This window comes from Sulfitobacter dubius (assembly GCF_027214245.1).
Classification (GTDB): Bacteria; Pseudomonadota; Alphaproteobacteria; order Rhodobacterales; family Rhodobacteraceae; genus Sulfitobacter; species Sulfitobacter dubius_A.
Genome location: NZ_JAPWHM010000006.1, coordinates 61,430 through 75,935 on the forward strand (window position 1 = coordinate 61,430; position 14,506 = coordinate 75,935).

Below are 14,506 nucleotides of genomic sequence, written 5' to 3' on the forward strand. Positions count from 1 at the left end.
TATGTTAGCGCTACCAGTGGCCGCCCGGAGGAGGGCGTAGGAGGGATGGCGATGGCTTTGAGCAATCGAAAACATGGTGCCGCCGCGCATCAACGCAGGCAGGAGGGCTGACCCCATGGTATCGCGCGTAATCCCCGTTGATCCTTTCGACCTCGTCATTTTCGGCGCGACCGGCGACCTTGCTCGGCGCAAGATCCTGCCCGGTCTGTTCCACCGTTTCACCGTCGGCCAGATGCCCGAAGGCGCACGGATCGTCGGTGCGGCCCGCTCCGAGCTTGATGCTGATGCCTTTCGCAAGATGATCCGCGACAGCCTTGTGGAGTTTGCCCCGAAGCTGGCGCAAGAGAGCGCCGCCTTGGAGCAGTTCCTTGCCATGGTGCACTACATGCGCGTGGATGCGGCGGGCGATGCGGGCTGGTCGGGGCTGAAAGACCTGATGCGCGATGATGTCGTGCGGGCCTTTTACCTCTCGGTCTCGCCATCGCTCTTCGGGACGATCGGCGGCAAGCTGCATGACCATGGCATTGCCACATCCGACAGCCGCATCGTTGTCGAAAAGCCCTTTGGTCATGATCTGGAAACCGCGCAGGCGCTGAACGCCGATCTGCGCGCCAATTTCGATGAGAGCCAGATTTACCGCATCGACCATTACCTCGGCAAAGAGACGGTGCAGAACCTCATGGCGCTGCGTTTCGCCAATGCCCTGTGGGAGCCTCTGTGGAATTCCACCCATATCGACCATGTTCAGATTACCGTGTCCGAGAGCCTCGGCGTCGAAGGGCGGGGGGAGTATTACGATAAATCCGGTGCCATGCGCGACATGGTGCAGAACCACCTGATGCAGCTTCTGTGTCTGACGGCGATGGAGCCGCCCTCGCGTTTTGACCCCAATGCGGTGCGCGATGAGAAGGTGAAGGTGATCGAGGCGTTGGAGCCGGTCGTTCAGAAGGACATCGCCCGCGGCCAATACCGCGCCGCGCAGGGCGAGGGCAGCTACTGCGATCATGCGGGCGACCCCGACAGCCGCACCGAAAGCTTCGTCGCCATGAAGGTCAAGATCGCCAATTGGCGATGGGCGGGCACGCCGTTTTACCTGCGCACGGGCAAGAAACTGCGCGGGCGTAGCTCCGAGATCGCGGTGATCTTCCGCGACCCGCCGCATATGATCTTCCCGGCGATGGAGGGCCATAAGGGCAACGCGCTGATCATCCGCCTGCAGCCGGATGAGGGCATCACCCTGCGCAACACGATCAAAGACCCCGGCCCCGGCGGCATGCGTCTGGCCGAAGTGTCGCTGGATATGACCTTTGCCGACGCTTTGGGCGAACAGGCCACTCCGCAAGACGCCTATGAACGGCTAATCATGGACGTGATCCGTGGCGATCAGACCCTGTTCATGCGCGGGGACGAGGTCGAAGCCGCCTGGGCTTGGGCCGATCCGATCATTCACGGCTGGGAAGAGACCCGGCAACCCCCGTACCCCTATGACCCCGGCAGCTCAGGCCCCGAAGAGGCGCTGATGCTGATGCACCGCGACGGCCGCCGCTGGCGCGAGATCACACGAAAGGACGACCAATGACCCTGCATTCCACGATTGACCGCGTCACCGACCGTATCATCGCCCGCAGCGAGGCGACCCGGCGCCCCTACCTCGACCGAATGGAAGCCGCCCGCGCCAAGGGACCGGCCCGCGCGCATCTGTCTTGTAGTGGGCAGGCCCATGCCTATGCCGCCTCTGGCGCAGACAAGGACCGGCTGGCGACCACCAGTGCAGGCAACCTCGGGATCGTGACCACCTATAACGACATGCTCTCGGCGCATCAGCCGTTTGAGCGTTACCCCGAACTGATCCGCGACGCGGTACGTGCAGCAGGCGGCACCGCACAGGTCGCGGGCGGTGTGCCGGCGATGTGCGACGGGGTGACCCAAGGCGAGGCGGGGATGGAACTGTCGCTTTTCTCCCGCGACGTGATCGCCCTGGCGGCGTCGGTGGCACTCAGCCACAACACATTCGACGCGGCTGTCTTCCTTGGGGTCTGCGACAAGATCGTGCCGGGGCTGGTCATTGCGGCGCAGGCCTTTGGCCATCTGCCAGCCGTCTTCTTGCCCGCCGGGCCGATGGAAAGCGGCCTTTCGAATGATGAGAAGGCCAAGGTGCGCCAGCAGTTCGCCGCGGGCGAAGTCGGGCGCGACGCCCTGATGGCCGCCGAGATGGCCGCCTATCACGGGCCGGGCACCTGCACATTCTACGGCACCGCCAACACCAATCAGATGTTGATGGAGTTCATGGGGCTGCACCTGCCGGGGGCCAGTTTCGTGCCACCGAACGGATTGCTGCGCGATGCGCTGACCCAAGAGGGCGCGAAACGGGCGCTGGCGCTGAGCGCTCTGGGCAATGATTATACCCCCGTCGCCTCGGTTCTGGATGAAAAGGCCTTTGTGAATGGCATCGTCGGGCTCAACGCCACGGGCGGGTCGACCAATCTGCTGATCCACCTGATCGCCATGGCGCGGGCCGGGGGGATCATTCTGGATTGGGAGGATTTCTCGGACATCTCCGACATCACGCCGCTGCTGGCGCGGGTCTATCCCAACGGTCTGGCTGATGTGAACCATTTTCACGCCGCCGGGGGCTTGGGCTATATGATCGGTGAATTGCTGAAGTCCGGCCATCTGCACCCCGACACCCATACCGTCGCCGGGCAGGGGTTGGAGCATTACACCGCCGAGCCAAAGCTAAAGACCGATGGCTTGGTTTGGGAAAAGGGCGCGGGCGAAAGCCTGAACGAGAAGATCCTCCGCCCCGCCAGCGACCCCTTCCAGCCCACCGGCGGGCTGCGCCGCATGGCCGGATCGCTTGGCACCGCTTGCATGAAAGTCTCTGCCGTCGCGCCCGAACACCACATCATCGAAGCCCCCGCGCGGGTCTTTGCGGATCAGAATGAGGTGAAGGCAGCGTTTAAGGCGGGCGAGTTGACCGACGATGTGATCGTTGTCGTCCGTTTCCAAGGGCCAAAGGCCAATGGCATGCCTGAGTTGCACAGCCTGACGCCGCTACTGTCGATCCTTCAGGGGCGCGGTCAGAAGGTCGCGCTGGTCACCGATGGGCGCATGTCGGGGGCGTCGGGCAAGGTGCCCGCAGCGATCCACGTCAGCCCCGAGGCGGTCGACGGCGGCCCCATTGCGCGGGTGCAGGATGGCGATATGTTGCGGGTTGACGCAGTTGCAGGGACGCTTGACGTGCTGGCCGAAGGGTTTGATGACCGTCCCAACGTCACCGCTGATCTTTCTGCTTACCATGCCGGGACGGGGCGCGAGTTGTTCGCTATGTTCCGCGACACAGTCGGTTCTGCTACCACCGGCGCAACCATTTTTGGAGGCTGATTCATGACCCTTACCGCAAAAGACGCCAGCCGTCGCACCCGCGACATCTGCGCGCTCGCCCCGATCGTGCCTGTTCTGGTGATCGAAGACGTCGCACATGCCCGGCCATTGGCTGAGGCGCTGGTTGCCGGGGGGCTGCCCGCGTTGGAAGTGACCCTGCGCACGCCTGCCGCACTCGACGCGATTGCGGCCATGGCCGAAGTCACGGGCGGCCATGTGGGGGCGGGCACGTTGATCACCCCCGAAGACGTGCGCGCGGCGAAACGGGCGGGGGCGACTTTTGGCGTCTCGCCCGGTGCCACCGAGGCGTTGATCGCGGCCTGCGAGGAAGAAGACTTGCCGCTGCTGCCCGGCGCTGCCACTGCGAGCGAAGCGATGCGCCTGTTGGAACGTGGCTATGACATGCTCAAGTTTTTCCCCGCCGAAGCCTCTGGCGGGGCACCCGCACTCAAAGCCATCGGCGCACCGCTGCCGCAGATCACCTTCTGCCCGACCGGCGGCGTCAGCCCAGAGAATGTGGAAAGCTACCTGAGCCTGCCCAATGTGCTTTGCGCGGGCGGCAGTTGGGTGGCCCCGAAAAAGCTGATCGACGCGCAGGATTGGGCAGGGATCGAAGCGCTGGCACGTGCAGCAGCGCAATCGGGAAAGGCGGGCTAATCCCCTAAAGGCTGGTGGCAGTTTGGCATTTGCGACGGCCATGGGAAGCCTGCTGCCATTAGTACCCTTGCTGGCCGAGCGAACTTATCTCTATATTGACTTTAGTTTACGCGCGCAGCGTTACGTCAAGGGGGGGTTAAGATGGGGCAGCGAAAAATCCGCAATATGGAGGAGTTTGCCGCTGTAAGTGGCATTTCCCGGCCCACGCTGTCGAAATACTTTAACGATCCCGACAGCGTGCGGCGCTCGACCCGCGAGAAGATTGAAGCGGCGCTGAGCCAGCATGACTATCGTCCCAATGTCTATGCGGTGAACCAAAACCGCCGCAAAACCCGCAACATTGGCGTTGTCGTGCCCAACCTCGCCGACCCGTTCTTTTCCGAGATTGGCCGCGAGGTGGAACTGGCCTGTCTTGCGGCGGGGTATAGTCCGATCTTGCTCAGCTCGCACGGTAACCCGGCGCAGGAGCGGGCCAATCTCGACTCGCTTCGGGCGCTGAAACCTGCGGGCGTGCTTTTGGCGCCCTTCGGCAAAGCCTCGGACCGGGAGGCGATCGCGCGCTTTTGCCGGGACGTGCCCGTCGTGACCTTTGACGCCAACGTCGAAGGGGTCTGTGAAGCTTTCGTGGGTACCGACAATTTTCAAAGCGTCGAGTTGATTGTCGAATATCTGTGCCGCAGCGGTGAGCCGCCATGCTTTTTCGAAATGAAGACACCCAGCAACCCGAACGCCAACAAGCGCCGCCAAGCTTATCTTGAGGCGATGGAGCGGCACGGCTTTGCCCCGCATATCCATCAGGTGCCGGGCGAGGGGTGGAACTTTGAAGAGATCGGCGCGACCGAGGGCGGGCGGCTGATTTCGGCAGGGGTATTCGAGACGGATACGGTGCTCTGCTCGAATGACCGTCTGGCCATCGGGATGCTGTCAGCGGCCTATGAGTTGGGGCTGCGGGTGGGCCATGGTAAGGACTGCGTCATGCGGATCGCGGGGCAGGATGACCACCCGTTTTCGCGATATACCTGCCCGCCGCTGACCACCATCGCGCAGGATTACGGCGCCATCGCGAATCGCGCGGCCAGCACGCTGTTCCGTATTATCGAAAGCGAAACCCGCCTTACCGAGCGCGAAGAGACGCTGTTTGACGGCAAATTAGTGATGCGCGCCTCGGCCTAAGCTATTGAGTTCGCAAGTTGCTCAGAAAATAGTTATCGCGCGTAAAATTTAATTTGACTGCGCGTTATGTAGACCGTTAGTCTCGTTCCATCATCTATAGAGGGAGGAACTATTGATGTTCTCGAATAAATCATTGCACGCTGCGACGGCCCTGTCCCTGATCATGGGCGGCGGCGCTTTTGCTGAGACGATCACCATCGCCACCGTGAACAACGGCGACATGATCCGCATGCAAGGCTACACCGACAAATTTACCGAAGAGACCGGCCACGAAGTGGAGTGGGTCACGTTGGAAGAGAACGTGCTGCGCCAGCGCGTCACCACCGACATCTCGACCAAGGGCGGTTCTTTCGACATCATGACCATCGGCATGTACGAGACGCCGATCTGGGGCGCGAACGGCTGGCTGGTGCCGCTGGACAACCTCAGCGAAGAATATGACGCGGACGATATCCTGCCCGCGATGGCCGGTGGTCTGAGCCACGAAGGCACGCTCTACGCCGCACCTTTCTATGGCGAAAGCTCCATGATCATGTACCGCACTGATCTGATGGAAAAAGCCGGCATGGAAATGCCGAAAGACCCGACATGGGAATTCATCCGCGAAGCCGCCGCCGCCATGACCGATCGTGAGAACGACATCAACGGCATCTGCCTGCGCGGCAAGGCCGGTTGGGGCGAAGGCGGCGCGCTGATCACGGCGATGTCCAACTCCTTTGGCGCACGCTGGTTTGATGAGGACTGGAACGCCCAGTTCGACACCGAGGCTTGGGCCAACACCATCAACTTCTACAAAGACCTGATGGATGAAAGCGGCCCGGCGGGCTATGCCTCCAACGGCTTCAACGAGAACCTCTCGCTGTTCCAGCAGGGCAAATGCGGCATGTGGATCGACGCCACCGTGGCGGCGTCCTTCGTGACCAACCCCGATGATTCCACCGTGGCCGACAAGGTTGGTTTTGCGCTGGCACCTGACACGGGTCTCGGCAAACGCTCCAACTGGCTCTGGGCATGGGCGCTGGCAATCCCGGCGGGCACTCAGAAAGAAGATGCCGCGAAAGAGTTCATCGAATGGGCCACCTCGAAAGACTACATCGAGATGGTTGCCGAGAACGAAGGTTGGGCCAACGTTCCTCCCGGCGCGCGTAAGTCGCTCTATGAGAACCCCGAGTACCAGAAAGTGCCCTTCGCACAGATGACGCTCGACTCGATCCTGTCGGCTGATCCTGAGAACTCCACCGTCGATCCGACGCCTTACGTCGGTGTTCAGTTCGCCGCGATCCCAGAGTTTGCAGGCATCGCGACCGACGTGAGCCAAGAGTTCTCTGCCGCCTATGCCGGTCAGCAGACCGTCGAAGAGGCACTTGAGAAGGCACAGGACCTGACCAACGACGCAATGGAAGCTGCTGGCTACCGCTAAGCCGCCGCTTCTCCGGCACAAAGGGCGGCGGACACCGCCGCCCTTTTCCGCCCCACCACCTGATATGATACCCTTCACCTAAACGCGGCATCCGCCGCCTGCAGAGGAGATGTGCCCGATGGCTACCCAACATTCCCGATCAGCGGCACGCCTGATGATGGCCCCTGCGGTGGTCTTGCTCCTAGGATGGATGCTCATCCCGCTGACCATGACGCTCTATTTTTCCTTCAAGAAATACCTGCCGATGCGCGGCGGTGATCTGGGCTGGGTGGGGTTTGACAACTACGTGCGTTTCGTCACCTCGAGCGCCTTCTGGCCCTCGGTGATGACCACGCTGATCATCGTCGGCGGAGTGCTGGCGATCACGGTGGGCTTGGGCATCTTGCTCGCCATCCTTCTGAACCAGCCGATGTGGGGGCAGGGCTTTGTCCGCATCCTCGTCATCGCGCCCTTCTTTGTTATGCCCACCGTTTCGGCGCTGGTGTGGAAGAACATGTTCATGGACCCGAACTATGGTCTTTTCGCGCATCTGTGGGAGTTTTTCGGCGCGACCCCGGTGCAATGGATGAGCCAAGCCTCGCTGTCGTCAATCGTAATCATCGTGTCATGGCAGTGGCTGCCCTTTGCGACGCTGATCCTTCTGACCGCGATCCAGTCGCTTGACCGCGAGCAGCTTGACGCCGCCGAGATGGACGGCGCCCCCGCCACCAAACGTTTCGCCTATATCACCCTGCCGCATCTGGGCCGCGCGATCACCGTGGTGATCTTGATCCAGACGATCTTTCTGCTGTCGATCTTTGCGGAGATTTTCGTGACCACGGGCGGTGCCTTTGGGACCAAAACACTGACCTATCTCATCTTCCAGCGGGTGCTGGAAAGCCAGAACATCGGCCTCGGATCGGCAGGCGGTGTCTATGCAATCATTCTCGCCAATATCGTTGCCATCTTCCTGATGCGCATCGTCGGCAAGAACCTGGACGCCTGAGGAGGAGACATCATGGCACGCGCAGTCACCAGACAACGCAAGATCGTCAACACGGCCCTCGCATGGGGCATCGGTTTCCTGATCTTCTTCCCCATCCTTTGGACCATCCTCACCAGCTTCAAGACCGAGGCACAGGCCATCGCCGATCCGCCGATCTTCCTCGGCTTTGATTGGACGCTGGCCAACTACGAGGCGGTTCTGGAGCGGTCCAACTACGGGCGGTTCTTGTGGAACTCGATCATCATCGCCGGGGGCTCGACCGTCCTTGGCATCCTGATCGCAGTGCCCGCCGCATGGTCGATGGCCTTTGTGCCCGGCAAACGGACCAAGGACATCCTGCTCTGGATGCTCTCGACCAAGATGCTGCCCGCGGTCGGGGTGCTCTACCCGATCTATCTGCTTTGCATCCAGTTCGGGGTGCTCGACAGCAAGATCGCTTTGGTCATCATCCTGATGCTCATCAACTTGCCGATCATCGTCTGGATGCTTTACACCTACTTCCGCGAAATCCCCGGCGAGATCTTGGAAGCGGCACGGATGGATGGGGCAAGCCTGCGTGAAGAGGTGCTCTATGTCCTCACGCCCATGGCGATCCCCGGCATTGCCTCCACCTTGCTGCTGAACTTCATCCTCGCATGGAACGAAGCCTTCTGGACACTCAACCTCACCGCGGCCAAAGCGGCACCGCTCACGGCCTTCATCGCGAGCTATTCCAGCCCCGAAGGCCTTTTCTACGCCAAGCTCAGCGCGGCCTCCACCATGGCCATCGCGCCAATCCTCATCCTCGGCTGGTTCAGCCAGAAACAACTCGTCAGCGGCCTGACTTTCGGCGCAGTCAAGTAAGCAAGGGACAGTCACATGGGACAAATTAAACTCAATCAGGTTTCCAAAAGCTTCGGCGATGTGGAAGTCATTCCGCCCCTTGATCTGACCATCGAAGATGGCGAGTTCACGGTCTTCGTCGGCCCCTCGGGCTGCGGGAAATCCACACTGCTGCGGCTGATCGCGGGGCTAGAGGATATCACCTCGGGCCATATCGACATCGACGGCACGGATGCGACCCATGTGCCGCCCGCGAAACGCGGTCTGGCGATGGTCTTCCAATCCTACGCGCTTTATCCGCATATGTCGGTGCGCAAGAACATCGCCTTTCCGATGAAGATGGCGGGCGTTCCGGCGGAGGAACAGCAGCGCCGGATCGAAGCGGCTGCCAAAGCGCTGAACCTCACCGACTACCTTGACCGCCGTCCGGGCCAACTGTCTGGTGGTCAGCGCCAGCGGGTCGCTATTGGCCGTGCCATCGTGCGGGAGCCTTCGGCGTTCCTGTTCGATGAGCCGCTGTCGAACCTCGACGCCGCGCTGCGGGTGGGGATGCGTCTCGAAATCAGCGAGCTTCACAAGCGGCTGGCCACGACGATGATCTACGTCACCCATGATCAGGTCGAAGCGATGACCATGGCCGACAAGATCGTCGTGCTGCGTGCGGGCTATATCGAACAGGTCGGCACCCCGCTTGAGCTTTACTACAAGCCGCGCAACGAATTCGTCGCGGGGTTCATCGGGTCGCCCAAGATGAACCTGATCAAGGGGGCCGAAGCCGAAGCCCGCGGCGCGCCGACGATCGGCATCCGCCCCGAGCATTTCGACGTCTCCACCACCGAGGGCGCTTGGGAAGGCACCATCGGCGTGGCCGAGCATCTGGGCTCTGACACCTTCTTGCACATCCACGGTGTCGCGGGCTGTGACCCGATGACCGTGCGTGTAGATGGGGAGTTGTCGGTCAAACATGGCGACCGAATTTTCCTCACCCCGCAGGCGGACAAGCTGCACCGGTTCGATGCGCAGGGCCTTCGGGTCGAGTGATGCAAGCGACAGGAATGACAGGCCGACCCTCGCACCCTCTCCCCGGTGCGCGGCCCTACAAGGATGTGGATCATGGATAAACTGGTAGACCTCTCGAACGCGACGCTTGGCGATCTTGATATCGCGCGGCCCACCTATGACCGCAGCGCCCTGACCCCCGGTATTGTGCATATCGGCGTCGGCAATTTCCACCGCGCGCATCAGGCGTGGTATCTGCACCGTTTGATGCAGAACGGCCATGCGCATGACTGGGCGATCCTGGGTGCGGGGGTGCGCCCCTATGATGCGGCCATGCGTGAGAAGCTCTTGGCGCAGGACTGCTTGACGACGCTGATCGAGCTTGACCCCGCGCAGACCTCGGCCGAGGTTGTGGGCTCTATGATCGACTACCTGCCGATCGAGGAAGGCAACGGCGCTCTGATCCGCGCCATGGCCGATCCGGCCATCCGCATCGTCGGGCTGACGGTAACCGAAAGCGGCTACTACATCGACCCCGTCAGCAAGGGTTTTGACGCGGCTCACGCCGATATCGTCCATGACGCGGCGAACCCTGACACACCGCGCACCGCCTTTGGGGCCATGGTCGCGGCCCTGCGGCTGCGCCGCGATGCGGGGCGGGGGCCGTTCACGGGGCTCAGCTGTGACAACCTGCAAGGCAATGGCGATATCCTGCGCCAAGCGGTCGTTTCGCTGACGCGCATGTCCGACCCGGCGCTAGCCGATTGGATCGAGGCAAACGCCAGTTTCCCTAACTCCATGGTCGATTGCATCGCCCCGGCTACTGGCCCTGCCGAGATCGCGCAGGCGCGGGAGTTCGGCGTGAACGACGCCGCCCCGGTGACGCATGAAGCCTTTCGCCAATGGGTGATCGAAGACGACTTCTGTGCAGGCCGCCCGGATTGGGATCAGGTGGGGGCGACCTTCTCGGATGAGGTGCACGCCTATGAGAAAATGAAGATCCGCATCCTCAACGCGGGCCATCAGGTCTTGGCGAACGTCGGTGAGGTGCTGGGGATCGAGACGATTTCGGCCACCATGGCGCATCCGGCGATCCGCGCGATGTTCCACCGCGTGCAGGCTGAAGAGATCACTCAGACGGTCGCCCCGGTGCCCGGCATGACGCCGCTGGCCTATCTTGAGCTGATCGAACAGCGTTTCTCGAACCCGCGCATCGTCGACACCACGCGCCGCGTCGCCTTTGATGGCTCGGCGCGGCACACCGGGTTTGTTCTGCCGATCTTGCGGGATCAACTGGCGGCGGGGCGCTCAGTCTCTGGCTTGGCCTTGGTCGAGGCGCTTTGGGCGCGGATGTGTGCGGGCACGCGGGAAGATGGTAGCGAGATCGTGGCGAATGATCCGATCTGGGAGGCTTTGAAAGCCGTGGCGCAGGCCGCCCGGACGCGGCCCGAGGCATGGTTGGCGCAAGAGCGCCTCTACGGTGATCTGGCGCAGGCAGAAGCGTTCCGCGACGCTTTTGTTGCTTGGCTCTCGCTCATTTGGGATGAGGGGGCCGTCGCGGCGATGAATGCCTATACGCAGGTCGATCAAAGCAACGGTCGCGCCAGCAAAGCAGGGTGACCCCCGATTAGCCCTGGTCGGGTTTCAAGAACCCGACCAGCAGCGCCGACAGGGCCACCATGATCGCCGCCGCCCCCAGCATCAGGGGCAGGCCGCCGATCTGATAGCTAAGACCCGACATCAACGTGCCCAAGAGCCGCCCGGCGGCATTGGCCATGTAGTAGAACCCCACATCCATCGTCACCCGCTCGGCCTTGGTGAAGGACAGGATGAGGTAGGAGTGCAGGGACGAGTTCACCGCAAAGACCGCGCCAAAGGCCAACAGGCCGATCACAAGGGTCACGGTGAGCCATGTCTGCGGTCCGTCGCTGAACAGGGCGGCCAGCGTCAGCGCCGCAGGCACGGCGGCGAGCGACCATGCCCATCCCTTCGCGGCTGAGATCAGGTCTTCCGCCGGGCGGGATTTGGCGCGGAGCAAGCGTGGGGCGTAGATCTGCACCAGCCCGTAGAGGATCACCCAGACCGCCATGAAGGTGCCGATCATGAAAAAGGCCGCGCGGTTGCTTTCCTCCGTGCCGTCCGAGAGGACCGCGTAGAAGTAGATCGGGATGCCCACCACGAACCACACGTCCCGCGCGCCGAACAGAAACACCCGCGCCGCGCTCAGCCAGTTCACGTTGGGGGATTTAGAGAAGACTTCGGAGAACTTCGCCCCCTTGCGGCCCTTAGGCAGGCCGGGCGGCATGGCGGTCAGCACGGCGAGCAGGATCAGCGCAAGGATCGCGGCCATGCCGAGCACCGCCCAAACGAAGCCGAGCGTCGCCAGCAACGCCGCGCCGAACAGAAAGCCCAAGCCTTTGACCATGTTCTTGGAGCCGGTCAGCAGCGCGACCCAGCGGAACAACCCGCCATCCTCAGCCGGCGCCAGCAGCTTGACGGCGGATTTCGACGACATCTTGGCCAGATCCTTGGCCACGCCGCTGGCCCCCTGCACCAGCATGACGAACACGACCGAGGCGCCAACCGCCCACGTAGGATCAAGCTGCGCCAGCGCCAGCAGCGCCACGATCTGCAACCCCAGCCCCGCATAGAGCGTCGAGGCCAGCCCGAACCGCGCCGCGATCCAGCCCGCGCAGAGGTTGGTGACAACGCCCGCGATCTCATACAGCACAAAGAGATAGGCCAGTTGCACGGGCGAGAAGCCCAGCCGGTGGAAATGCAGCAACACCAACATGCGCAACGCGCCATCGGTCAGCATGAAGGCCCAATAGGCCGCCGTGACCGCGATATAGGCCGAGAGCCCCTCAGGGCGGGTCGCGCTCTTGCTCACAGGCTTGCCCCGACCATCAACGCCACATCGACCAAACGGTGCGCATAGCCCATCTCATTGTCGTACCACGCATAGATTTTCACCTGCGTCCCGTTCACCACCATGGTGGAGGGCGCGTCGATGATGCTTGAGCGCGTGTCGTTGGTGTAATCGGTCGAGACCAGCGGGCGTTCCTCATAGCCGAGGATGTCTTTCAAATCGCCTTCGGCAGCGGATTTGAACAGGGCGTTTACCTCTTCGACGGTCGTTTCGCGCTCTACCTCAAACACGCAATCGGTCAGCGAAGCGTTGAGCAGTGGCACCCGCACCGCATGGCCGTTCAACCGGCCTTTGAGTTCGGGGTAGATCAGGGTGATCGCCGTGGCGCTGCCGGTGGTCGTCGGGATCAGGGAGTTCAGGGCCGAACGCGCGCGGCGCAGGTCTTTGGCGGGGCGGTCGACAATGGTCTGCGTGTTGGTGACATCATGGATCGTGGTGATGGAGCCATGTTTGATCTGCAGCGCCTCATGGATCACCTTCACCACTGGGGCGAGGCAATTGGTCGTGCAGCTTGCCGCTGTGACGATGCGGTGACGGGCGGGGTCATAGACGCCTTCGTTGACGCCATAGACGATATTTGCCGCATCGCCGTCTTTCACCGGGGCCGAGATCACCACCTTCTTCACCCCTGCATCGAAATAGGGGGCGAGCTTGGCCTCGGTCTTGAAGACCCCAGTGCAGTCGATCACCACATCCACCGTATCGAGCGGCAGCGCGCTGAGGTCGCGGGTGCCGATGAAGGGCAGGCGGGTGCCGTTGATCGTCACGCTGTCGGCATCATGGGCGAAATCTGCCTGCCAACGCCCATGCACCGTGTCGAACTCCAGCAAATGGGCGTGCATCTCTGGGTCGCCTACCGCGTCGTTGATCCATGCGATATCTGCGCCCTGATCCAAAAGGGGTTTCAAGGCGAGCTTGCCGATACGGCCAAGGCCGTTGATGGCGTAGGTGGCGTAGGTGGTCATGCGGAGAATCCTTCTTTGTCGGTTTGGCCCGCGTCATCGAGCGCTTTTTGCAGCGAAATACGGTCGAGCGAGGTCAGCGGTAGGCTGGTAAAGCCCAACATTCGGTTGCGCAGGGTGCCATAGGCCTGCTGGAAGGCGAGGCTCTTTTCGGCGTCAGAGCCTTCGACCTTGACCGGATCGGGCAGGCCCCAATGCGCGGTGATCGGTTGGCCCGGCCATGTGGGGCATTCTTCGTTGGCTACTTGGTTGCAAACGGTAAAAACGAAATCAAAACCGGGGGCGTCTTCGCTCTGAAACTCGGATATGTGTTTCGACCGAAGCTGCGTCACGTCATGGCCCTTCTGCTTGAGCACCTCTACCGCGAAGGGGTTCAATGCGGATTGCGGCCGCGTGCCTGCGGAGTAGACGTTGAAACGGTCCCCCGCGAGGTCGCGCAGGATGCTTTCGGCAAAGATCGACCGGGCGGAGTTGCCGGTGCAGATGAACAGGACGTTGAACTTGTCGTCGGTCATGAGAGCGTTTCCATCTGAAGAGGTGAGGGGGAGGCAAATCTCGGGCCGGCCACGGCAGCAGTCGTTCAGCAGGTAGCCGATGGTGTCACGGGCGGCCGCAAGATCGATCGCATAGCGCAGCGAGGTGCCTTGCCGTTCCTGGGTCACTAGCCCGGCCTGCATCAGCGCGCCGATATAGCTCGAGAGGGTGTTGGGCTTGAGACCAAGCGCCTGTGCCAGTTCGGTCGCTGGCACCCGGTCTGGGTAGCGGCGCATAAGAAGCCGAAAAAGCGCGAGGCGCTGCGGATGGCCGAGTGTGGCAAGGCGATTGGGGATTATTTGTTCCATAATTCGTGAATTACAGAATTACTTGTCAGATTGCCAATGAAAATTTTGTAACAGCGCAATCTTGCAGGCGTATGAAGGCGATGCTTGGCTTTCACGATTCACTCGCGACTATAAATTTTACTAGGTTTACAGGCGCACTTAGGTTCAATCAGTCAAGAACTGCCGGAAATTTAATCAAACTATAACAAATGCTTGGGGATCGAGCGCACGAATCTTGTTATCGGGGTTTGCGGCTGCATTGAATGGTAGCCAAACAAGAGATGCGCGCTCAGATTGACGCGATCTTTTGACAGGGCCTGCCATTTGGCTCTGTTCCGGCCCCTGCTTCGGGAC

At 61.7% G+C, this 14,506-nt stretch carries 12 protein-coding genes; 9 read left to right on the forward strand and 3 right to left on the reverse strand.

What is annotated here, in order from left to right; all coding sequences use genetic code 11:
* Positions 1 to 115: 115 nt before the first annotated feature.
* The 9 genes from zwf to O4H31_RS15890 all read left to right on the forward strand — a co-directional run bounded on the left by zwf (position 116) and on the right by O4H31_RS15890 (position 11,060).
* Entirely contained in the window at positions 116 to 1,579 is a 1,464-nt protein-coding gene (gene zwf / locus O4H31_RS15850; RefSeq protein WP_269347337.1) for a glucose-6-phosphate dehydrogenase, read from the forward strand.
* Positions 1,576 to 3,384, forward strand: a complete 1,809-nt coding sequence (gene edd, locus O4H31_RS15855; RefSeq protein WP_269347340.1) for a phosphogluconate dehydratase — start codon at positions 1,576 to 1,578, stop codon at positions 3,382 to 3,384. The genes zwf and edd overlap by 4 nt, the downstream gene beginning before the upstream one ends.
* Positions 3,385 to 3,387: 3 nt before the next feature.
* Positions 3,388 to 4,041 carry a bifunctional 4-hydroxy-2-oxoglutarate aldolase/2-dehydro-3-deoxy-phosphogluconate aldolase gene (gene eda, locus O4H31_RS15860; RefSeq protein WP_269347342.1) on the forward strand — a complete coding sequence of 218 codons (654 nt, stop codon included), beginning with the start codon at positions 3,388 to 3,390 and terminating at the stop codon, positions 4,039 to 4,041.
* 141 nt (positions 4,042 to 4,182) lie between these two features.
* Positions 4,183 to 5,214: a LacI family DNA-binding transcriptional regulator gene (locus tag O4H31_RS15865; RefSeq protein WP_269347344.1), complete on the forward strand. Its 1,032-nt coding sequence runs from the start codon at positions 4,183 to 4,185 to the stop codon at positions 5,212 to 5,214.
* A 115-nt stretch (positions 5,215 to 5,329) separates the two neighbouring features.
* Positions 5,330 to 6,634 (forward strand): ABC transporter substrate-binding protein, encoded by a 1,305-nt coding sequence (locus O4H31_RS15870; RefSeq protein ID WP_269347346.1) that lies wholly within the window; start codon positions 5,330 to 5,332, stop codon positions 6,632 to 6,634.
* 118 nt (positions 6,635 to 6,752) lie between these two features.
* Complete coding sequence (locus tag O4H31_RS15875) at positions 6,753 to 7,619, forward strand: carbohydrate ABC transporter permease (protein ID WP_093928110.1); 867 nt, start codon at positions 6,753 to 6,755, stop codon at positions 7,617 to 7,619.
* A 12-nt stretch (positions 7,620 to 7,631) separates the two neighbouring features.
* On the forward strand, positions 7,632 to 8,462 hold the full coding sequence (locus tag O4H31_RS15880; protein WP_067625898.1) for a carbohydrate ABC transporter permease: 831 nt from the start codon (positions 7,632 to 7,634) through the stop codon (positions 8,460 to 8,462).
* A gap of 15 nt (positions 8,463 to 8,477) precedes the next feature.
* Positions 8,478 to 9,482, forward strand: a complete 1,005-nt coding sequence (locus O4H31_RS15885) for an ABC transporter ATP-binding protein (RefSeq protein ID WP_269347349.1) — start codon at positions 8,478 to 8,480, stop codon at positions 9,480 to 9,482.
* Between the two features lie 72 nt (positions 9,483 to 9,554).
* Positions 9,555 to 11,060, forward strand: coding sequence for a mannitol dehydrogenase family protein (locus O4H31_RS15890; RefSeq protein ID WP_269347351.1), 1,506 nt, complete (start codon positions 9,555 to 9,557; stop codon positions 11,058 to 11,060).
* Positions 11,061 to 11,067: 7 nt separating this feature from the next.
* Here the strand turns inward: O4H31_RS15890 and arsJ are convergent, their stop codons facing one another.
* From arsJ to O4H31_RS15905, 3 genes are read right to left on the reverse strand one after another with little or no spacing between them, the layout of a single operon-like run.
* Complete coding sequence (gene arsJ, locus O4H31_RS15895) at positions 11,068 to 12,330, reverse strand: organoarsenical effux MFS transporter ArsJ (RefSeq protein WP_269347353.1); 1,263 nt, start codon at positions 12,328 to 12,330, stop codon at positions 11,068 to 11,070.
* The gene (locus O4H31_RS15900) at positions 12,327 to 13,334 is read right to left on the reverse strand and encodes an ArsJ-associated glyceraldehyde-3-phosphate dehydrogenase (protein WP_269347355.1); all 1,008 of its coding nucleotides are present in this window, start codon (positions 13,332 to 13,334) and stop codon (positions 12,327 to 12,329) included. The genes arsJ and O4H31_RS15900 overlap by 4 nt, the downstream gene beginning before the upstream one ends.
* Positions 13,331 to 14,173 (reverse strand): helix-turn-helix domain-containing protein, encoded by an 843-nt coding sequence (locus O4H31_RS15905; RefSeq protein ID WP_269347357.1) that lies wholly within the window; start codon positions 14,171 to 14,173, stop codon positions 13,331 to 13,333. Before O4H31_RS15905 ends, O4H31_RS15900 begins: the two co-directional genes overlap by 4 nt.
* Positions 14,174 to 14,506: the final 333 nt, after the last annotated feature.